Origin of the sequence: Microcoleus sp. AT3-A2 (genome assembly GCF_036705685.1) — a bacterium.
GTDB lineage: Bacteria > Cyanobacteriota > Cyanobacteriia > Cyanobacteriales > Microcoleaceae > Microcoleus.
Window position 1 is genome coordinate 17257 of record NZ_JAUBVF010000034.1, and the last position, 20601, is coordinate 37857.

18 protein-coding genes are annotated in these 20601 nt (G+C 42.7%); 13 read left to right on the forward strand and 5 right to left on the reverse strand.

The window, feature by feature from the left end; all coding sequences use genetic code 11:
• Window positions 1–12 precede the first annotated feature (12 nt).
• Window positions 13–222: a hypothetical protein gene (locus QUB37_RS18640; protein WP_333164736.1), complete on the reverse strand. Its 210-nt coding sequence runs from the start codon at window positions 220–222 to the stop codon at window positions 13–15.
• 508 nt (window positions 223–730) lie between these two features.
• Between QUB37_RS18640 and QUB37_RS18645 the strand changes: the two genes are divergently transcribed.
• Entirely contained in the window at window positions 731–1570 is an 840-nt protein-coding gene (locus tag QUB37_RS18645; RefSeq protein ID WP_333164739.1) for a glycosyltransferase, read from the forward strand.
• Window positions 1571–1572: 2 nt separating this feature from the next.
• On the opposite strand, the gene gloB is transcribed toward QUB37_RS18645, so the two are convergent.
• On the reverse strand, window positions 1573–2346 hold the full coding sequence (gloB, locus tag QUB37_RS18650; protein ID WP_333164743.1) for a hydroxyacylglutathione hydrolase: 774 nt from the start codon (window positions 2344–2346) through the stop codon (window positions 1573–1575).
• Between the two features lie 661 nt (window positions 2347–3007).
• Between gloB and galE the strand changes: the two genes are divergently transcribed.
• The 11 genes from galE (at window position 3008) to QUB37_RS18705 (ending at window position 16767) form a co-directional block, all read left to right on the forward strand.
• Window positions 3008–4006, forward strand: coding sequence for a UDP-glucose 4-epimerase GalE (gene galE / locus QUB37_RS18655; protein ID WP_333164746.1), 999 nt, complete (start codon window positions 3008–3010; stop codon window positions 4004–4006).
• Entirely contained in the window at window positions 3972–4847 is an 876-nt protein-coding gene (locus QUB37_RS18660; RefSeq protein ID WP_333164748.1) for a hypothetical protein, read from the forward strand. The genes galE and QUB37_RS18660 overlap by 35 nt, the downstream gene beginning before the upstream one ends.
• A gap of 9 nt (window positions 4848–4856) precedes the next feature.
• Window positions 4857–5675: a hypothetical protein gene (locus QUB37_RS18665; protein ID WP_333164750.1), complete on the forward strand. Its 819-nt coding sequence runs from the start codon at window positions 4857–4859 to the stop codon at window positions 5673–5675.
• Window positions 5676–5955: 280 nt separating this feature from the next.
• Complete coding sequence (locus QUB37_RS18670) at window positions 5956–7107, forward strand: glycosyltransferase family 4 protein (protein WP_333164752.1); 1152 nt, start codon at window positions 5956–5958, stop codon at window positions 7105–7107.
• Window positions 7108–7199: 92 nt separating this feature from the next.
• Window positions 7200–9203: an ABC transporter ATP-binding protein gene (locus tag QUB37_RS18675; protein ID WP_333164755.1), complete on the forward strand. Its 2004-nt coding sequence runs from the start codon at window positions 7200–7202 to the stop codon at window positions 9201–9203.
• 96 nt (window positions 9204–9299) lie between these two features.
• On the forward strand, window positions 9300–10499 hold the full coding sequence (locus QUB37_RS18680) for a glycosyltransferase family 4 protein (protein WP_333164757.1): 1200 nt from the start codon (window positions 9300–9302) through the stop codon (window positions 10497–10499).
• 113 nt (window positions 10500–10612) lie between these two features.
• A complete protein-coding gene (locus QUB37_RS18685) occupies window positions 10613–11563 on the forward strand; it encodes a glycosyltransferase family 10 domain-containing protein (RefSeq protein ID WP_333164759.1) in 951 nt (316 codons plus the stop codon).
• Window positions 11564–11574: 11 nt separating this feature from the next.
• A complete protein-coding gene (locus QUB37_RS18690) occupies window positions 11575–12675 on the forward strand; it encodes a formylglycine-generating enzyme family protein (RefSeq protein WP_333164761.1) in 1101 nt (366 codons plus the stop codon).
• Between the two features lie 123 nt (window positions 12676–12798).
• Window positions 12799–13773: an Npun_R2821/Npun_R2822 family protein gene (locus tag QUB37_RS18695; RefSeq protein ID WP_333164763.1), complete on the forward strand. Its 975-nt coding sequence runs from the start codon at window positions 12799–12801 to the stop codon at window positions 13771–13773.
• Entirely contained in the window at window positions 13770–14642 is an 873-nt protein-coding gene (locus tag QUB37_RS18700; protein ID WP_333164764.1) for an Npun_R2821/Npun_R2822 family protein, read from the forward strand. Before QUB37_RS18695 ends, QUB37_RS18700 begins: the two co-directional genes overlap by 4 nt.
• 226 nt (window positions 14643–14868) lie before the next feature.
• Entirely contained in the window at window positions 14869–16767 is a 1899-nt protein-coding gene (locus QUB37_RS18705) for an Npun_R2821/Npun_R2822 family protein (protein WP_333164766.1), read from the forward strand.
• 127 nt (window positions 16768–16894) lie between these two features.
• Here QUB37_RS18705 and QUB37_RS18710 read toward each other — a convergent pair whose 3' ends face one another.
• On the reverse strand, window positions 16895–17845 hold the full coding sequence (locus QUB37_RS18710) for an NAD-dependent epimerase/dehydratase family protein (RefSeq protein WP_333164769.1): 951 nt from the start codon (window positions 17843–17845) through the stop codon (window positions 16895–16897).
• A 191-nt stretch (window positions 17846–18036) separates the two neighbouring features.
• Complete coding sequence (locus QUB37_RS18715) at window positions 18037–18411, reverse strand: hypothetical protein (RefSeq protein ID WP_333041041.1); 375 nt, start codon at window positions 18409–18411, stop codon at window positions 18037–18039.
• 36 nt (window positions 18412–18447) lie between these two features.
• On the opposite strand from QUB37_RS18715, the gene QUB37_RS18720 reads away from it, so the two are divergent.
• Window positions 18448–18639 carry a hypothetical protein gene (locus tag QUB37_RS18720; RefSeq protein WP_333164771.1) on the forward strand — a complete coding sequence of 64 codons (192 nt, stop codon included), beginning with the start codon at window positions 18448–18450 and terminating at the stop codon, window positions 18637–18639.
• Here QUB37_RS18720 and QUB37_RS18725 read toward each other — a convergent pair whose 3' ends face one another.
• On the reverse strand, window positions 18640–20316 hold the full coding sequence (locus QUB37_RS18725) for an AarF/ABC1/UbiB kinase family protein (protein WP_333164773.1): 1677 nt from the start codon (window positions 20314–20316) through the stop codon (window positions 18640–18642). It abuts the gene before it with no gap.
• Between the last annotated feature and the right edge of the window lie 285 nt (window positions 20317–20601).

The window sequence follows — 20601 nt, forward strand, 5'->3', positions numbered from 1 at the left end:
ACAACGCTCATTTTACTTTTGGCAAAGCAAATCGCGATCAATAATAGGGAAATAACCAGAGGAACTTTTGATTTGAGCCGGGTGACACTTCAAACCTAAGATGGATGTCGATCGTTCTGCGGTAATATCGATATCTAGACAATTTATTTTATCGTAGAGTCCTACGTCTGAACCAGTTGCGGGATTCAGCACAGGCGACGAGGAATTTTCTGGCTGTTTCAAATGCCAGGTTAGTCCCTCTCATTATTTTTCGTGTTGCTGTATATTACCAATGGCTGTTGCTCGTTTTCGGGTGCGAACAGATGGTACTTGCACACAGATAAATAAGTAGATGAAGCTTGAAAATACGGCGTTGCTGATTTACGGTATGAAAGACTAAATATGCAAATCCTAGAAACCAGTATCTACAAAGCTTATGGATTTTTAACTTATTTTTTTCATACCCTCATTAAGCAACGCCGAAAATACATAACTCCTCTCTCGCAGCAAGTGAAACGAAGCAATCGCTCTTGTTACGCCCGCCTTACATTCTGTTACATTGTAAACTTTATTTGCGCCTACCTACTTAGGAACCCCGTTTGTTTGTGTAAATGTAACCGGAAATTTAGGCAAGATTTTGTTGGTCTCAACGGTAAATGGGCGATCGCATTTACCTCAATACAGGGTCGCCTGCTTCCTCCAGTCCTAATGTTTGTGCCACCTTTGCCGTTCATCTCACAAACTTAATCCTATGCACATATTCACAGCCGCCGATCGCACCTATATTCTTGGGTTAGCAGCACTTCTCAAGTCTGTAGATCTCAATGTTAGCCAATCAGGGGAGGAGCAGGTCAAAATTAGTGTTGTATCTACCAGGATATATTCACCGCAAAAGGAACAGTTACAGAATTGCTGCAAATACCAGATTGAATGGCAAGAATTGCAATCTAATTACGACCAACTTCTTTCGGTATCAGGTTCTAAACTTCCTTACGTTAAATTGGAGCCGCGAAAATATACTAAAGAAACAGAAAGGCTGATTTGGCTCGACAGCGATACGCTCGTTCTGGACAGCTTAAAGCCGCTGTGGAACCTAGATTTTCAAACTCTGCCGATAGCAGCCGCAGCCAACTTCTGGGGAAATCCCAACAATTATCAAGATCTAAACCCTTATTTCAATAGTGGTGTTTTAGTTTACAACATGAAGCTTTGGGAGGAAGAGCAACTGTCGGAAAAATTGCTCCAAAATGCTAGAACCCACGTTTGGGGCGATCGCGATCAAGGTGCATTAAATTCAGTTTTAGTGGGAAGGTGGAAGCAATTAGAGCAAATATGGAACAACCACAAGACTGATGATATGTCAAGTAAAGTGATGCACTTTATGTCAAGACCGAAACCGTGGGAAAGCTCCGCTCCCAATCAATTATGGCTTGATATGTTGTCTCAGACACCGTTTAAGGACGAACTGGAAAAAATTCCAAATAAGTTTAAGGGGCTGTCGAGCTTTCACATGAAATACCAAAGACTTGACAGGTGGTTGAGCGAACCGATACTCAAGTTTAAGAGTTACCTGAAACAACAAAAACGTTAAGATCAAAATTGGTCTTTCATGCCGCGCAATCGAGCGAAGGTTTGCACTGGATCGCGGGTGTTGGTGGCTGATTGGATCTTGGGAAAATCCCAGCGCAAAAATGGGTTTGTGCTTTTTTCGAGGCCGATCGATGATGGTATTGTAGGTTGCGATCGACTGCGCGCTTCCTTGACTTCGGCGAAGCGCTGCTGTAAATCGGGATTGTCGCCATCCACACTCAAGGCAAATTGCAGGTTGTTCAGCGTGTATTCGTGGGCGCACCAGACTCTCGTACTATCGGGCAAGTTTCGCAGTTGCCCCAGAGAGGCTAACATTTGGGCGGGAGTGCCTTCTTTCAGCCTGCCGCAGCCTCCAGCAAATAAGGTGTCGCCGCAGAACAATTCGCCGATTTCGCTGGGGTTGCTGGGGGGGAAATAGTAGGCGATGTGAGCTTTTGTGTGGCCGGGTAGGAAGAAGACTTCGGCGGTTCTGTTGGCGAAAGAAACTCGATCGCCCGCTTGTAAAAATACTTGCTGTCCGGGAATTCTGCCTCGGTCTTCTGCACCACCGTAAACTTTAATTTGGGGAAAGCGATCGATCAGTTCCTGATTGCCGCCTATGTGGTCGTTGTGGTGGTGGGTATTGAAAATTGCGGTTAATTCGGCTCCGAGTGCTTGCAGTTGCTCTAATACTGGCTGCGATCGTGCTGGATCGACCACGGCTGCTGTGTGGCTATCGGGGTCGTGTAGCAAGAAAATGTAATTGTCGGACAGTACCGGAAGCCGATAAACGTGCATAGAAAAGTGCCTCTCTCGGAAAAATATTATATAATTAATTTAGTCTGAACGCTATCCGAAGGCTGATTGCAGATTTATTAAGTCTGCATATCTATCTTGGGAAGTAAAACTCTGATACGTTTCTAATACGTTTCTAATACGTTTCTAATACGTTATTTCTGCTGTTGAGCAAATTGATGTGCGGTCGGGTACGCATAATTTTTGAGTCAAGAACTGCAATCGGCTTTAACTATTTTGGCATAAAAGCGATCGAATAAATGCGAACATCTCACAACAAATCGAACTTAACAATTTCTCAAAAAGTCGATCGGATTGTAGCGTCTGGCAAGATCACTCGCAGGGAACATTTAGTTTTGACTTCGGCTATCCTGTCAGATGATAAAATTTCAGAAGAGGATCGACATCAGATTAATCGAATATTTGATTATATCCTAATTGGTCGCCTCAAGTTTATCGATTGAACACAAAGACTTGCACATTCAGCATCTATCTGGAGTGTAAAAAGCGTTTTTTAGGAGTGCGATCGTCCCGTTCCGCACAGCAAAGCCTATATATTTCGCTTTAATTCTCCGGCTCACGCGGAGTGTGAAAGCGTCAGTTGTGGAAGTCTCAAATTAACAAGGCTCTTGGCAATCCCAGCTACAAAAACAGGCAGAATAAAATGAGTGCAGAAAAACCAACTATTTTGGTGACGGGCGGAGCTGGATATATTGGCTCTCACGCGGTATTAGCGCTGAAAAACGCCGGTTACGGTGTGGTGATTTTGGATAATTTAGTTTACGGTCACAGAGATTTAGTAGATCAGGCTTTGCAGGTGGAGTTAGTAGTTGGCGATACGAACGATCGCACTCTTCTCGATAACCTGTTTGCTACGCACAAAATTGATGCGGTAATGCACTTTTCTGCATACGCTTACGTGGGCGAATCTGTTACCGACCCAGCTAAATATTATCGCAACAATGTCATCGGCACTATTACGCTTTTGGAAGCAATGATCGCTGCTGACGTGAAGAAATTTGTGTTTTCTTCTACTTGCGCGACTTACGGCGTACCGCAGAAAATTCCGCTCACAGAAGACCACCCACAAAACCCGATCAATCCCTACGGTGCTACTAAGTTAATGGTAGAACGGATTTTGTCGGATTTTGACGCTGCGTATGATTTCAAGTCTGTTTGTTTCCGCTATTTTAACGCGGCTGGGGCTGACCCTAACGGGTTGTTAGGAGAGGATCACAATCCAGAAACTCACCTAATCCCGCTGGTATTGTTCGCTGCTTTGGGTAAACGAGATTCGATCACGATTTTTGGCACGGATTACGATACTCCTGACGGTACTTGCATCCGGGATTACATTCACGTTAACGATTTGGCATCGGCTCATATTTTAGGATTAGAATATTTGCTAAATGGTGGCAAATCTGATTTCTTTAATTTGGGCAATGGCGGCGGGTTTTCGGTGAAAGAGGTGATAGAAGCGGCTCGCCAAGTGACGGGAAAAGAGATTAAGGCTGTTGAGTGCGATCGGCGTCCGGGCGACCCTCCTGCTTTAGTTGGTAGCAGCAAAAAGGCGATCGAAACCTTGGGTTGGTCTCCTGAATATCCAGACATCAAAGATATTATCTCCCATGCTTGGCAGTGGCACCAAAAACGCCACAGTTAGCATAAACTCAAATAAAGCAAGTGCAAAAATTGAATCAAAAATAATGTTAAACAGTCACAAAGATTTTTGTTTTTGCACCTTAGCTTTTGGGGAAAAGTATCGCGAATTAGCCAAACAGCTAGCAGCAGACTTAGAAACTTATTCTCTAGGGACGATGCTAGTTGTTTGTACTGACTACCCAAAGGACTTTCAAAATTTGACGAATGTTTTCGCCTTTAAAAAAAGTCGCGAAGGTGTAGATTATTGTTATAACGATAAACGATTTGCACTAAAAAAAGCCTTAGAATTATGCCGAGTGACAATCTTTGTGGATGCAGATACAAGAATCATAGGAAAAGTGCCGGAGATAGAATGGATGTCAGGAATTACTTGTAAAGGGTTTGTTCCCATTCTAGAACATCCACCAAATCAATCATTGCCGGGGAGAAAAGAGGCAATTCATAAATTAGCAAAAAAGCTAAAAATTTCAGTGAATAATGTAAGCTTTATTCAAGAAAATTTGTTCGTAGTTGCGAGAGACAATGGGAAAGAAATTCAGTTTATTCAAGAATGGGGAAAGATTGGAAGATTTTTTGAAGTGCAAAAAGTCAAAACAAAAGACGGTAATCCCATTGGGTTAGCAACTGCTAAAGTTGGGTGGAATATTCGTAATGACGGGTGGCAGGAACTCGCTCAAATTATGGAGCATTCTTTTGCTCATTGGGACTGGCCAAAAAATCAAGTAAGAACCTTTTGGGATAAAGTTGGGGATAAATTGCAGTTTGAGCATTGGCAATATCTCTATCGGTTATTAAAAACACAGTTAATTGCTTTATTAAATTTCAAATTTTACTATCGCTAGAGAAAAGATATGGATAGAGGATTTATCACCATTTTAATTGGATTGTATTCATTTCAAGACTGCATACATTTTCTAGCTTCAGTAAGGAAGTTTCACCGCGAACCAATTATTATTTTAATAGATAGAGTACCGCGATTTTTATATCCCTTACTTTTGGTGTTTGGAAATGTGAGATTGCAGGCCGCACCGAAACACGAAAATCCTGTTTTAGCGTCGCGGCTAGCTAAGCTGGCTTTGTACCAGGAATCTCTGTTTGAGAAAACTATTTATATGGATTGCGATATTTGTTTGCTGTCGCCAATAGATGAGGTTTTTGATTTCCTTGACGGGGTGGATTTGTTGGTGACGGAAGATGTGCAGCCTGCGATTGCTAAAGCGGCAAATTTATTAAGAGTCAAGCAGGATATTCTGTCAACTTTGCAGTCGGTCGGGTTGCCGCTACATGAAAATAGCATTCAATACAATGGCGGATTTATCGCTTTTACGAAAAGCAGTAAAACTCAGGAATTGTTCACAAACTTTAAGAAATATTTCGAGATGGTAGTGGCGCATCAAAATGTGCTACTGTTAAAAGACCAGGGCGCATTTGCGGCTGCTGTTGAATCAGTGAAACCGAAAATGACAACTTTGTCCCCGGTTTACAACTACTTGGATAAGTGGAAAGATGTTTATACGATCGACAAACCCATCAAAGTAATGCACTGCACTTATCCTTACCGCCCTCAGTACGCCAAGAACGTGACGCGATCGCTCTTTACTAGAATAGTCGATCGCACGGCTAAAATATTTTTACCAAATCAACTTAACAATCCCTGGCGTTTAAAATAATTAAAGTGTGTTGGCAAACTGGATCAAAAGCCACAAAATTCAGCCCCAAATTAAAAAAATTAGCCTCAACATATCCGAAAATTTACCTAGAATAATTATTGCTGGCTGGAATAACAGTCTTGGGTTCATTATTGTGTTTTTTTTACCAAAAGACGCGTTGCTGCCCTTTGCCCTGGTTAAAAACCTGGTTGCTGTGGTCGGGAGTGCGTGGGTCCCCGTCGCCTTGACAAAAGCTCGGTTAAGCAGGAAAATTAAACAAATGTTTTAAACAAAATACTCAGTGAAAGTTTCATTAGTAGTGAGCGATTTGTCAGGAGGAGGTGCAATTCGTGCTTTTTTATTAGCTCAAGTCTTGATAGAGCTTAAATGTGATGTAGAAGTTGTTGGATTTCAGTTTGGCAAGGAATTGTATGCTACTCCTCCCAGAGATATCCCGGTATGTGCGATACCGGGTAAAAATTATCCGGGGTTTTTAATGGATGCTCAAAAACTTTGGAAAAAAATAGATGGGGATATTATTTATGCAGTCAAACCTAAACCTACAAGCTTTGGGTTATCACTGCTAAAAAAACTGGCGACTCGCCACTTTATAATTTTAGATATAGACGACTGGGAACTGAGCTGGTACGGCGGAGATGAATGGAAATACCGCCCCTCTTTCAAACAACTTTATAGAGATATTTTTAAACACAACGGTCAATTAAGAGAACCAGATAATCCCCTCTATCTCAAGTGGATGGAAAGTCTCATTCACAATGCTGATGCAGTCACTGTTGATACTGAGTTTTTAAAACAGCGTTTTGGTGGTGTATATTTGCCTAATGGTAAGGATACTGCAATGTTCGACCCTGCTAAATACAATCCTGAATTGAGCAGACAGTGTTACGGCTTGTCCGGGTATAGAGTTTTGATGTTTCCGGGGGCACCGCGACCTCATAAAGGCGTGGAGGATGTTTTGATGGCCCTCGAACATTTAAATGAGCCCGATTTAAGATTAGCGATCGTCGGCGGGAGTCCTTATGATGATTATGATGATAAACTTGTGAAACAATGGGGGCGTTGGATTGTTAAACTGCCAAGGTTTCCAGTCGAGACGATGCCGTCCGTTGTAGCGGCGGCTCATGTTGTCGTTGTTCCTCAGCGAGAAACTCTCACAGCCGTGGCTCAGTTTCCGCTTAAGCTGACAGATGGCATGGCAATGGCTAAGCCTGTTTTGTCTACGCGAGTGGGGGATATTCCAGCAATTTTAGGGGGAACGGGTTATTTAGTCGATCCGAGTTCTCCCGCTCAAATTTCACAAAAAATTCAATGGATATTTCAAAATTTTACAGTGGCTAATTTACAAGGAATGAAAGCTCGTGAAAGATGTGTAAAAGAATATAGCATTCAAGCAATGAAACCGCTACTTTCCGATATAATTGCAGGTATGTAAATGTTATTTTAAAACTACTCAATGGAGGAAGAAAAACTGGCTGTTATTCAAGAATATTTTGAGATGCCGTACTGTTTAGCTGGGAATGCTTCATGTCTGCCAATAAGCTACTCCTAAAATTTGCCAGACGATATCCCGGCAGGATTCTATTAACTGTGATGCTGGGTTTTTCTGGCGCTTTATTCAACGGTATCAGCACTACTCTGATTGTACCAGTGCTTTTGAGTTTTTTAGAGGAAGCGATCGAGCTGCGTGGTGCTCCACCTCTAATTAAAACTTTGATGTATCCCTTTGAGGGAATGCCGGGAAATCAGCGTTTAATGTTGATGACCGGGGCGGTTGTGCTGGCAATTTTTTTTAAAAATGTTGCGAGTTATATCAATACTTTAGTAGCTACTTCTCTGACGCGATCTCTGACTTTTGATTTGCGAGAAGCCGGCTTGCAGTTGTTGTTAGAAGTAGATTTAGATTTTTACTCTAAAACTAAAGTCGGGGATTTAATTAATAGATTGGGCGGAGAGATTGGTCGGACTGCTAGTGCAGTTGGTACGGCCATTGGAATGTTTACTACCTCAATCACGGTTTTGGTTTTTGTGGGTCTGCTACTTTCTATCTCGTGGAAACTGACGGTGACAGCTACAGTTTTGCTGGCGTTAGTTGCTTGGGCAAATCAATATATTATTAACCGTTCCAAGCATTTTGGCCACCTACTTTCTGAAATGTCGAAAGATTATTCGGTTAGGGTGCTGGAAACCATTACTGGGATTCGGCTGGTCAAGTCAACGGGGAACGAGGAAAGGGAGTATCAGCGGATCAAGCATTTAATTCAAAGGCGAGAACAAGCGGATTTTCAGGCTCAGGTAAATTATGCGGCGATCGCCCCAATTAACGAAGTTGTTAATTTGATAGTTATAATTTTGATTGTATTTATAGGTCGCACAATATTTGCGAATGAGATAGAGTCTATTGCTACAATTTTATTAACCTACTTATTGGTACTTTTTAGGTTGATTCCTTTAATTTCTCAGTTAAATAGCGGCCGCAGTCAATTTGCTAATACGTCGGCTAGTGTAGAGGTGGTTAATAATTTTTTGAGGACTGACGACAAGCCATTTATGGTGAACGGTGAAGTGCCGTACACTCATTTGCGATCGGGAATTCATTTTAATAAAATATCTTTTAGTTATCCTAACCACAAAAATTTAGTTTTGCAAGGAATTGATTTATTTCTACCTCACGGCACTACTTTGGCTTTGGTAGGAACTTCGGGTTCTGGTAAGTCAACTTTGGCAGATTTACTGCCGAGATTTTACGATCCTACTGAAGGTCATATCTCGATCGATGGCACGAATTTGCGCGACTTTGATCTGAAAAGTCTCAGACAAGCGATGGGTATTGTTAGCCAAGATACGTTTTTGTTTAATGCTTCAGTGCGCGAAAATATTGCTTACGCTAGGCCCGAAGCGACTGATGAAGAAATTGTGGAAGCGGCGAAGGGAGCGAATGCTTACGAGTTTATCCAACTATTGCCGGAGGGGTTAAATACTCAAATTGGCGATCGGGGCGTGATCTTATCGGGAGGGCAGCGTCAGAGAATTTCAATTGCTAGAGCCCTGCTGCAAAACCCGGAAATCTTAATTTTAGATGAGGCAACGAGTTCGCTGGATACGGTTTCGGAAAGGTACGTGCAAGCGGCGATTGAGAAATTGAGCTACGATCGCACAACGTTGGTAATAGCCCACCGCCTCTCCACAGTCCAAAAAGCCCACAAAATCGCCGTGATCGATCGCGGACAAGTAGTAGAAATTGGTTCCCACGAAGAATTGCTAGCAAAAGGAGGTTACTACACTCGCTTGTATTCAGTGCAATTTGCTGAAGAAACCGCTCGCGATGAAGCTCTAATTAGAGGTTCTTACGAAATTCGCACTCGCCTGACTCCCATGATAGCTTATCTCAAAATGCTAGTAGATGAAATGGTAGACTCTCCTGAAGAAAGAGACGAGTTAATCAGAGAATCATTTCACTCGGCTGCTAATATTTTCACGACTTTAGAATTTATAGAAAATACTATTAAGCGTCAGGCCGTTAAAAAGTAGTCATTTGGCAGTTGGCAGTAGTCATTAGTCATTAGTCATTAGTCAACAGTCAACAGTCAACAGTCAACAATTACTAATTACTAACTACCAATTACCATGTCCAAATATTATGTATTTTTTACCCGAAATATCTTGCCGCAACCCAATGTAGCAAGCTTAGTTCAAGTTGCACACTCTGCCAATGCCACAGCAAATCTCGGTTATCCAGCAGTTTTGGTATACCTCCGTAAAGGCTGGAGTGCTTTGAATCCGGTTGATTGGCTTTTTCCTTTTCAACCCAGGAAACCCGATGACAAACTTGCCAAAATTTACAATATTCAAGATAAATTAAAAGTAGCAGATTTACCGATGCCGTGGCCGATCGACCTTTGGGACAGCAAGTGGACGAGTGCGAGTACCATAGTATCAAAATACTATTTACCGATTCACCTGCTTAAATCAACTAAAATTGTCCATAGCCGGGACTGGAACTTTGTCAAAGCAGCAGTTAAAAATGGAATTCCCGCTATCTACGAACAGCATCACCATGAAAACAAGCAATTTGAATCAGAAATTGTCCGCAATCCTCTGTTTCAGATTTCCGTAACTGTGGCCGATACAGTGCGAGACAGCATGATTTTGAATGGGATGCCGCCGGAAAAAGTAATTACGCTGCACAACGGTTTTAACCATTTGTTTCTCGCGAGACAAACAGAAGCAGCCCAGAATTGGCGACAGCAATTATTAGAAGATGACAGACAGCATTTAGCAGTTTATGCAGGCGGACTTTACCCGTTTAAAGGTGTCGATATGTTGGTGGATGTGGCTAAGGAATTGCCGCTGGTTCAATTTGCGATCGCGGGCGGTGATTCATCCCAAGTAACAGCATACCAGCAGTTAGCCAAATCCAAGCAAGTTAACAACATTAAATTTCTCGGCTACCTGCCTCAAAATCAACTGGCTAGCTTGCTGCAAGCAGCCGATGTTTTGACTCACCCGCACTGTTTGACAGAAGCCGCGACATTCACATCTCCTTTAAAATTCTTTGATTACATGGCATCAGGAACTCCGATTGTAGCGACGGAGATTGCCTCTTTAATGGAATTTAAATCGGGAAATATAGCAGCAACTTGGTGCGAACCGGATAACCCGCACCAGTTCGCGCAAAGCATTCGAGATAGTTTAACCAAATATCCGAGGAAAAGCGAAGGTTATGCAGAAACATTGAATTTTGTCAAGCAGTTTTCGTGGGAAAATAGGATAGAGAAAATTTTGAGTTATGTGGATGACAAAGTGCGATCGCAAATCATTCATTAATCCTCATCCGATAATTTTAAAATCCTCCGGGGCGGGTTTTACCAACAATCATCGCCTAAAATTAATAATCTCATAAACCAGCCCACACGCAAAAATCAGATTTATTATTAGATATGAACCAAAAAATTATCGGCACAATCACCACCTATCCAGGGATGAATCAAAGCGACTGGCTGTGGCAACAAACCCCCCAGAACTTCGGAGACTGGGGAAACATTCAAATGCTAGCCAACCACCCAGAACCAGACTTTTTACTCATGTATCAATTCGACTTTCCCCAACCGCCAAAAAAACTATCGTGGGTCGATAAAATCCGCCACTACAGACATCAAAACCAAGAAAACAACATTCAAGAAAAATTGCGCGGTGTCCCCAAGGAACGCATAATTTACCTAATCCGCGAGCCACCATTACCAGAAGTTATTGAGATTACCAAAGCCAACTACGAACAAGCCAAACTTTATTGCGGTTACGTTTCCGGGCCCGACGACTTCGCACCAAAACCCGATTATATGCCCGCGATTTGGTATCACTCTAACTCCTTTCGAGAACTAGATGAAATGCCTGCGCCGCCGAAAACTAAATCCTGTTCTTGGATTACTTCAGGTGTTAGCCGCACCTCCAATCACCGCCACAGATTAGACTTTATCAAATTGCTGCAAGAACGAGAATTAAATTTTGACCTTTACGGGCGAAACTTGCCAACTTGGGCGAATGGAAACGGCACTGTGAACAATAAATGGCACGCCGTCGCACCATACTATTACAACTTAGCTATTGAAAATTATGCGGAAAACGATTGGTATGTCAGCGAGAAGCTTTGGGATGCTTTGTTAGCTTGGTGTTTGCCAATTTATTACGGCGGTTCGGCGGCGGATAAGTTGTTGCCGGCGGGGAGTTTTCTGCGGCTTCCCAGTCTGGATGAGAAAGGAGTAGAATTTATTAAAGAGGTTGTAGCTACTGCGGATTATTGGCATGAAGCGAGGGATAAAATTGCTGAAGCTAGACAAATCATTCTCCACGAATTGAACCTGCTCAATTGGCTGTCTAACTTTGTATCTTAGGAAATAGCGCAATGACAGAAAACCAAAATCAACCGAGAGAATACGATGCCGTCAAGGGCGGTGAATCTCAAGTGCCATTGGGTGCGGCTGTTTTAGGCGGCATTCCCGGCGTTAAGAGTCGTTTGGATTCACCGATTGTCGAGGTGAAAATTGCTGCACTGTCTGAAGCAATCAGATATGGAGATGTTGGTTTAGATTTGATCGTTGGAGCACTGCAAGATGAATCGTGGCAGGTGAAGTTGGCAGCCTTTTTGGTGCTGAAGGATAGAGATGAACCAAATATAAAACAGCAGTTACAAAAATATTTTCCTACTTTTGACTTTGATGCGATAACAGTAAATGCTAAAGGAAAAGAAAACAGTCGCTGCCGTTATTATGCTCACTTCTTCGCCGAAGACTTAGGGAATGGAGTTGTGCTGGAAATGGTTTATATTCCCGGAGGCACATTTATGATGGGTTCGCCTAAAAGTGAAGAAGGACGATATGATTACGAAAATCCGCAGCATCTAGTCACGGTACCAACTTTTTTTGCAGGCAAATACCCCATCACCCAAGCACAGTGGGAAGCAGTAATGGGAAACAACCCATCGGGTTTCAAAGGTGAAAAACGTTGTGTAGAAAATGTATCGTGGGATCAGGTCGTCGAATTCTGTGCCAAAGTCTCGCAAAAAAACGGGAAAAAATATCGCCTCCTGAGTGAAGCAGAATGGGAATACGCCTGTCGTGCGAAAACCACAACCGAATTTCATTTTGGAGAAAACATTACCCCGGATTTAGTAAATTATCACGGATACTATCCCTACGCAAACGCTCCCAAAGGACTTTCCCGCAAAGAAACAACCAATGTCGGAAGATTTCCCCCCAATGCCTTTGGACTGTACGATATGCACGGCAATGTTTGGGAATGGTGCAGCGATAGGTGGCACGAAAACTATAACGGCGCACCAACTGACGGAAGTTGCTGGGAAACGGGCACATCTGAATACCGTATGCTGCGTGGCGGTTCCTGGGACAACTATGCGGTCAATTGTCGCAGTGCCGATCGTAACTGGCTTTCGGCGGGCGGTCGCCGCAGGAAGATCGGTTTTCGCCTAGCTGTGGATCTGGCGTAGTCTCCGGTTTTCGGTTCTGTGCTGTAGTCACCCGGGCTCGCCCTTCTCTACCATTTTACTAAATGATTCGGCGGTTGAAACCGCAACGACACAAACAAAGTCCGCCTTCGCGAGACTATAGATATGAATGGAATTTGCACGCTAGCCAACGATACAGTTTACGACCAACTAATTGCCTTGCTCAACAGTATTGAAGTGATCTTAGGCTCAAATACTCCTGTCTGTATTTATCCTTTCGACGAGCAGATACAGCAAATCCAAGCTGAAATTGTTAACCGTCCCAACGTCTTTATTTATGAAGATAGCGCATCTATTCAGCGATGGGATAAATTCATGCAAGCAGCCGCGCCAGAGCGTTTGAACCGCAAAAAATTCCGGCTTTACGGCGCACATCGGCGCTTTTGCGCTTTCGACGGCCCGTTTGAAAAGTTTATCTATATGGATGCGGATACTTTGGTGATGAATTCCCTTGATGCGGTTTTTCAGAAGTTAGAGGAATCGGATTTTGTGGTTTATGATTTTCAATTGCGCGACCCAACTAAAGTATACAATATTCAGTCACCAAAACTCCTCGAAATTTTTGAGCAAAATCGGATCGAGTCGGAAATATTTTGTTCGGGATTTTACGGCAGTAAGCAAGGATTGTTTGAGCAATATACTAGAGAATGGCTGTTAGCTCAACTGCAATCGGGCGAGGCGGAAATTCTCTATGAAGGTGCGGGAGAACAGCCGTTGCTCAATTATATGGTGATGAAAACGGGGATGAATAGCTATAATTTTGCTTATAGCCTCCCGGATGGCGAAAAAACTGGGTGTAGCGTCACTTCTAAACATTTTGAAGAGCAAGATCAGATTTTGTACGACAAGGGAAACCGACTTACTTACATTCATTATATTGGTGTGCAGCCGGATTTAATTCGGAGAGTTTGTGCGGGCGAAAATATTGAGTTTCCCTATCGCGATTTGTTCCTGCATTACCGCTATCTCCGCGAACCCTCCAAGCGCCCGGTTTTTTCCCAACCGCTAAAGTCTTATACTGAGGTTTCTGGGGCGAATTTGTTAAAAAGAGTGTTGAGAAGGTTGAGGATAAATGTATGAGTCGCGGTATTTATATTGTTGCGAATGATAAGGTGATCGAAAGTGCGATCGCCCTTTTAAACAGCATACGTCTGTATAATTGTCAAGTACCAATTTTTCTGATTCCCTTCGACGACAATTATCAGCAAGTGGCAGCCGCACTCAGCCGTCTCCACGGGGTGCGATTGTTCCCAAATCTGGAGTTTGTGGAACAGTTTACCAGAGAAATTGGCCAAACGTTCGATCGTAACTTTTTAGCCCTCCCCAACAAAATGCGAAAACTCGCCGCCTGGTTTGGCCCCCTGGACGAATTTCTGTACATCGATACCGATATCATCGTCTTTGAAGACATCGCAGCCAACTTAAACAAACTATCAGAAGTAGACTTTTTGTGCTGCGACTACCACCACCTCAGCGAAAAACTGCGAAATATATTTTCACCACTTGTAAAAGAACAAAATATTTTTACAGACTCACAGCTTCAAGATGTATTCAACAGCGGTTTTTTGGCTTCCCGAAAAGGAACTATTACAGAAGCGCAAATGTATGAAATTTTGCTAGAATGTTCGCAGCATCGAGAATATTTTGACTTTACTCAAAATGTCACAGACCAACCTATACTAAATTATATCATTCTTAAACTGATTCCCAAGCGCTGCAATCTTGTTAAAGATTCAGCAACCGAACCTGGAAGCTGGGCTGGTTCCAAGCATTTTCAAGAAAGAGATTATGTTCTTTATGACAAAGGCAAAAGGTTAAAATATATTCACTGGGCTGGAATACCAATTAAATCGGGTAGTCCTTATTGGAAACTTTGGAAACATTATCGTTATCTCAATGAGGAAAAACCAAATTTAGTGCAAAAAATATTTCGGGCTTTCAGTAGGTGAGGATAAGCTCATATGTTGTATCATTATCAACAAGCTTTGAAGAACAGGCAAGATGCCTGTTCCACAATTCATAAATTTTGTTGTGTTTTTGACACCAAACAAGCTTTGAAGAACAGGCAAGATGCCTGTTCCACCATCAATAAATTTTATTTCTTGTGGTGTGGGCATCTTGCCCGCACCTAAAAAGAAATATATATGCGCTGGGTTACTTATTAACTAAAAAACTATGACTGATGGCATTTATATTCTAGCAAACGATGTTGTGTTCGACCACTTAGTCGCTTTATTAAACAGTCTCGAAGTCAACGGGGCAAAAAACATTCCTGTTTGTATCATTCCCTATGATAATCGACTGAAAAAAGTGCAAGTAGAAATTGCAACTCGTCCTCATGTCACCCTGTTTGAAAATACCGATTCAATCATTTTCTGGGAAGACTTTGCGACTCAAGTTTGGAAAACTCATGCAAAAGCTCAAAAAGTTTGGCAATCTCAAGGTTTGAAACCTGTTCAATGTTTGGAAATGCACCGAAAATTATGTTGTTTCGACGGCCCTTTTGATAAATTTATCTATTTTGACGCAGACACTCTGTTAATGGGTTCTCTAGATTATATTTATCAAAAGCTTGATGATTTTGATTGGGTAGCAAACGATTTTCAATACAAATCCGACCTCAATTATATATTTGATTTGTCCTCCCCAAAATTACCTCAAATTTTAAATATTGACAAACTGCAATCTCATACTTTTTGTGCGGGTTGGTTTGCGTCAAAAGCCGGGGTTTTCAATCGAAATAATTGCTCTCAATTTATAGATAAATTAACATCAGGAGAAGCGGAAATTATGTCTGTGCGGGGCGCTGACCAATCTTTACTTAACTATTTAGTCGCCCGCAGCAAAATCTCTTTTTACAACTTTGCATATGCTCAACCCGAACAGGTGACGGGGAATCATTGGTCTTCTGAATTTGATGTGAGAGATTATGTTCTATATGATAAAGGACGACGGTTGACTTACTTGCACTACATGAGTATTTCGGCTACCAAAATTAATCAATTGTGCGCTGGTGAAGATGTGGAGATTCCCTACCGAGATGTATTTCTGCATTACCGTTATTTGAAGTCGCCGGAAAAATGCCCCAAACTCAAATCCCCAAGTTGGCTAGTGCGCGGATACAGAAATGCCAAAACCTTTGTCAGGCAAAAAAATATCAACTTTAGGTATAGATTGGCAAATACAGAAATGAATATTTTGCGAAAAGCTGCCCGAAAAATTAGCAGTTTACAACTCGGAAATAAAGTTTATCAACAGTATTACAAAATTCTGATGGACTTGCGGACAAGCCCTCTAGGCGTTCGCTTAATTTCAATTCGGCGCCCGTCTGTGGCTAACAGAAGTAAAATATCTCTAGCTATTACCCATTTTAACCGTTCTAGTTTGGTTGTAGGTGCATTGTGCAATGCTTTGTATGACGATCGGATTGATGATATTATTATTTACGATGATGCTTCCTCCCCGGAAGAGTTTTCTAGGATGCAAGCAAATATAGCAAACTTGTCACCTAAGATTTCTATCCGCAGAGGTGAGCAAAATTTTGGTGCGTATAAAAGCAAAATTAGGGCTATTTCCCACTGCAAAAATGACTGGGCAATTATTCTTGACTCTGACAATGCCTTGAGCGAAACTTATGTCGATAGAATCTACCACATAACTGCATGGAATCCTAAGCTAATTTATTGTCCGACATCTGCCAATCCCTACTTTAATTTTAAATTATTCTCGGACATAGAAATTAATATTGAAAAAGCACGAGAATTAATTCTAAGTAATCCCAATCCTAAATTATTTCGCAATTTTATTAATGACGGCAACTACTTCGTCAATGTACATAAATACCTTGATTGTGCCGAGGAGCATCAAGATATTTGCGTGCAAGCTTCCGATGTCGCCGCTTTCAATTATTTGTGGTTAAAAAGTGGCGGCAGCTTGTATGCGGTGAGTAATTTAAGTTATTATCATCGGCAACATTCAGGCAGTTATTGGCTCAGTACAATGACGGATTCTAAAAAAGTTTTGAATAAAATTATCGAAGCCATTACTAATCACAAAAAGTGCGATTTTTTATAATAAAAAATAATGGTAGGATTGCAGCATTTCGCTTGCAGAGAAATCTCAAAAGTTGGGGAATTCAAAAAGTTAATAATGTTCAATTTAAGTTGCGGAATTTCAGGGATAGATAGCATCTAACTGTACTCTAACTGTACAAAGACTGAATCCACTCCCATTCGCGCCTTAAACCTTCTTCTAAAGCAACCTGCGGCTGATAACCTAAGATTTTCTTGGCTTTAGACACATCCGCGCTAGTGTGCCGCGCGTCTCCCCTCGCAGCTTCAGTAAAATCTATCCGAATAGGTCGATCGACAATTCTCTCTATTGTATCAATAACTTCTTTTAAAACTACCCGACTTCCCCCACCAATATTAAAAACTTCTCCCGCAGCTTCTGGAACCTCAGCCGCCGCTAAATTCGCAGCAACACAATCGCTGATAAACGTAAAATCCCGCGTTTGCAATCCGTCCCCGAAAATAGAAATCGCCTCGTCAAACAAAATCGACTTAAAAAACTTGTGAAAAGCCATATCGGGGCGCTGTCTCGGCCCGTAAACAGTAAAATAGCGCAGCGAAGTAGTCGGAAGGCCAAAATTTTTGTAATAAAGCCCGCACAAACGTTCACCGGCTAATTTCGTAATTCCGTAGGGAGAAACCGGCTGCGGACAAGCATTTTCACTCGTCGGGAAAGCTTCAGCATTTCCGTAAATTGAAGAAGAAGAAGCATAGACAAACTTTTGCAATCTGGGCGCATCTTTTGCCGCTTCTAACAATACTTGAGTGCTGTTAATATTTCGTTCGGTATAGCTGCGAAAACCGTCGCCCCAGCTAGCACGAACTCCTGCTTGCGCCGCCTGATGAAATATTACCTTAACATCTGATAAAAGACCTCGCCAATTTAGAGACAAAATATCCCCTTCCACCAATTCAAAACCCGGATACTTTTCAAATCGTGCAATATTCTTGCGCTTGAGACCCGGATCGTAATAATCGTTGAACTCATCAACACCGATCACCGTCTCCCCTCGATTTAAAAGAGTTTCTACTAAGTTAGAACCAATAAATCCCGCCGCACCCGTAACAATTAAAATACTCATTCGATTTTAGATTTTAGATTTTAGATTTAAAACTTTTTACACAAGTTATTTCCTAAGTTGTCATCATCATCTTTTTTCTCTTCCTCTGCGTTCTCTGCGTTCTCTGCGGTTCAAAAAGTATCAAATAGGATGATCTTAGAGAACTATCAACCCCTTCGCTTTTCACAACAAAAGAGGTTGATAGTTAACTTTCATTGTTCAAAAGAATCCAGATCCAGCGCTTGGGAACCTCCGCGTTCTAACTCGATCAAAAGCTTACCTAGCTGAGTCCAAACTAGCCAGCCCGTGAGTACCGTCAGCGGCAAAGCTAGGGCATAAGAAAGTAGTTTTGGGAAGCCAAAAATCTCCATCCCAGAAGCTAAAAATACGCAAATACCGCCCGCCATTCCCAGAAAAGGTATGACCAATTGCAGCCTTGGCAGGTTAGCCAAAGTGCGAGTAGAACGATTTTTAGACCACTGTTGTACGGATTGTTTGAGAGTTGCTTCAAATGCTACGCCGGAGGCCATACCTGCTAGTAATCCAGCCGACATTAAAAAATAGGGAGGTTCTGGAAAATAATACACGAATAATTCCTTAATTTTGGTAATTGGAATTTGGGAATGGGGAATGGGGAATTGGGAATGGGGAATGGGGAATTGGGAATTGGGAATTGGGAATTGGGAATGGGCAAGAGTAGAATTATTTTTCTTCCTTCTGCCTTCTGCCTTCTTCCCTCTTCCTTCTTCCTGACATCCGTTACATCCGTTACATCCGTTACAGAATCCGTTGCCGAACTTCCTTCTTCCTTCTAATTAAAATCGAGTTAGCGCGGCTGCTCCTGCTGTGGAAAAGTCCGTCAAAGCGCCTAGAGCAACGTTGAACAGGCGACCGGGCTGCAAATCTTCCTTGACTAAGTTCCACAGGCTGCGAACTTCTTCGGTGTGGATTCGATCGTCCTCAATCAAAGCTAACATTAGCTGGCGTCTCAAAAACGACCCTTCCTCTGACAGCAAAAATTGCAAGCCTAGTTGTGCTGTGGGGAGCAAGTCGAAACTGCGATCCGATCGGGCGATCGCGATCATGTCCTCTAACCTGTTCCACTGGAATTTGCCATCTTTGAATAATACCTCAATCAGACGCCGCCGCAGTGCCGGAGATTCTCCGTTCAACAAACGCCGCGCTACATAAGGATACGCCACCTCGACTATCTTGAAATCGGGATTCAGCGTCAGGGCTAAGCCTTCTTCTGTCACCAGAGAGCGAATAATTAAGGCAAATTTCGCCGGCACCCGGAAAGGATAATCGTACATCAACTCCGAAAACTGGTCTGTAATCGTTTTGAAGTTAAAATCTGACACCTTTTCGCCGACGATATCACCCAGTACAGATTCCAACGCCGGGACGATCGGCATAATATCTGTATCTGGAGTCAAAAAGCCAAGTTTGACAAAATCCTTCGCTAATTGTAAGTAATCTTTGTTGATCAAATGAACGACAGAATCAACCAAAGTTTCTTTAGTTGTTTCTTCCATCTGATCCATCATCCCAAAATCAATGTAAGCCATGCGGCCGTCCGCTAAGGCAAACAGATTTCCCGGATGGGGGTCAGCGTGAAAAAATCCGTGTTCCAGCAACTGCCGCAAACCGCTGCGGACTCCGACTTCAATTAAACTATCGGTATCCAAACCTGCGGCTTTAACACTTTCCATATCTGTCAGCTTGATGCCGTCAATCCATTCAAGAGTCAGAACGCAATTTGAAGTATAACGCCAGTAAATGCTCGGAACTTTTACTGTCGGGTCGTCGGCAAAATTTGTCGCAAATTTCTCGGCGTTGCGGCCTTCATTGATATAATCAATTTCCTCGAACAATTTGATACCGAATTCATCGACGATCAAACAAAGGTCGTGACCGAGATTCAGCGGCAACAAGGGGCCCAACCATCCAGCGGCCCAGCGCATTAAATAAAGATCCAGGCTCAAGACTGGCAGCAAATTCGGTCGCTGAACCTTGACTGCTACTGCTTCCCCGGTGAGGAGGCGAGCTCGGTAGACTTGACCGAGACTTGCCGCAGCGACAGGTTCGGGAGAGATTTCGCTATAGGTTTCGCTAATTTTGCGATCGAGTTCCGCTTCAATAATCTCGAAAGCGCGCACGGAGTCAAAGGGCGGCAATTGATCCTGAAGTTTGATCAATTCTTCGAGAAAGTCTTTGCGGATCAAATCCGGTCTGGTAGAAAGGGCTTGGCCGACTTTAATGAAAGTGGGGCCCAAGCGAGTGAGTATTTGTCGCAGGTGGGTGGCCCGTTCCGGCTGGTGTGCTGCGACTTCGTGCTGCCAACTGTCCCACAGCATCCCCAGAACAAAGCCCGCAAAAGACCAAATAACGGTAATTGCGCGCCAAATTGCTTTCCAAGGACGTTTGCGGTAATACTGAGCGATCGCTTGTGGATCGTAGCGTCTAGCCTGAGTGAATTGATACTGAGGCACTCGTTTATTTTCCTCTTATCTTCTGAAAATTACAGGTTAAATTGAGAATTGGGCATCGGCCATCGGGCATCGGGCATTAGGCATCAGGCATCGGGCATCGGGGATTGGAAGTCGAAAGTTCAAATATTATTTATTATTTATTCTTCGTTCTTCGTTCTTCGTTCTTCCCTCTTCCCTCTTCCTTCTTCCTTCTTCATCATTGACCGATCGCACTGCAAGGTTTAGGCGAGCGGAAAATGCACCCGTTCGAGGCGGATTGCTAGCCTAAATTTGTTTCTTTTCATT

Bases quoted from the DNA above. Each gene is read 5' to 3' on its own strand.
- QUB37_RS18645 (WP_333164739.1), top strand. From the start codon at position 731: ATGCACATATTCACAGCCGCCGATCGCACCTATATTCTTGGGTTAGCA.
- gloB (WP_333164743.1), bottom strand. From the start codon at position 2,346: ATGCACGTTTATCGGCTTCCGGTACTGTCCGACAATTACATTTTCTTG.
- galE (WP_333164746.1), top strand. From the start codon at position 3,008: ATGAGTGCAGAAAAACCAACTATTTTGGTGACGGGCGGAGCTGGATAT.
- QUB37_RS18660 (WP_333164748.1), top strand. From the start codon at position 3,972: ATGCTTGGCAGTGGCACCAAAAACGCCACAGTTAGCATAAACTCAAAT.
- QUB37_RS18665 (WP_333164750.1), top strand. From the start codon at position 4,857: ATGGATAGAGGATTTATCACCATTTTAATTGGATTGTATTCATTTCAA.
- QUB37_RS18675 (WP_333164755.1), top strand. From the start codon at position 7,200: ATGTCTGCCAATAAGCTACTCCTAAAATTTGCCAGACGATATCCCGGC.
- QUB37_RS18680 (WP_333164757.1), top strand. From the start codon at position 9,300: ATGTCCAAATATTATGTATTTTTTACCCGAAATATCTTGCCGCAACCC.
- QUB37_RS18685 (WP_333164759.1), top strand. From the start codon at position 10,613: ATGAACCAAAAAATTATCGGCACAATCACCACCTATCCAGGGATGAAT.
- QUB37_RS18690 (WP_333164761.1), top strand. From the start codon at position 11,575: ATGACAGAAAACCAAAATCAACCGAGAGAATACGATGCCGTCAAGGGC.
- QUB37_RS18695 (WP_333164763.1), top strand. From the start codon at position 12,799: ATGAATGGAATTTGCACGCTAGCCAACGATACAGTTTACGACCAACTA.
- QUB37_RS18700 (WP_333164764.1), top strand. From the start codon at position 13,770: ATGAGTCGCGGTATTTATATTGTTGCGAATGATAAGGTGATCGAAAGT.
- QUB37_RS18705 (WP_333164766.1), top strand. From the start codon at position 14,869: ATGACTGATGGCATTTATATTCTAGCAAACGATGTTGTGTTCGACCAC.
- QUB37_RS18710 (WP_333164769.1), bottom strand. From the start codon at position 17,845: ATGAGTATTTTAATTGTTACGGGTGCGGCGGGATTTATTGGTTCTAAC.
- QUB37_RS18720 (WP_333164771.1), top strand. From the start codon at position 18,448: ATGGGGAATGGGGAATTGGGAATGGGGAATGGGGAATTGGGAATTGGG.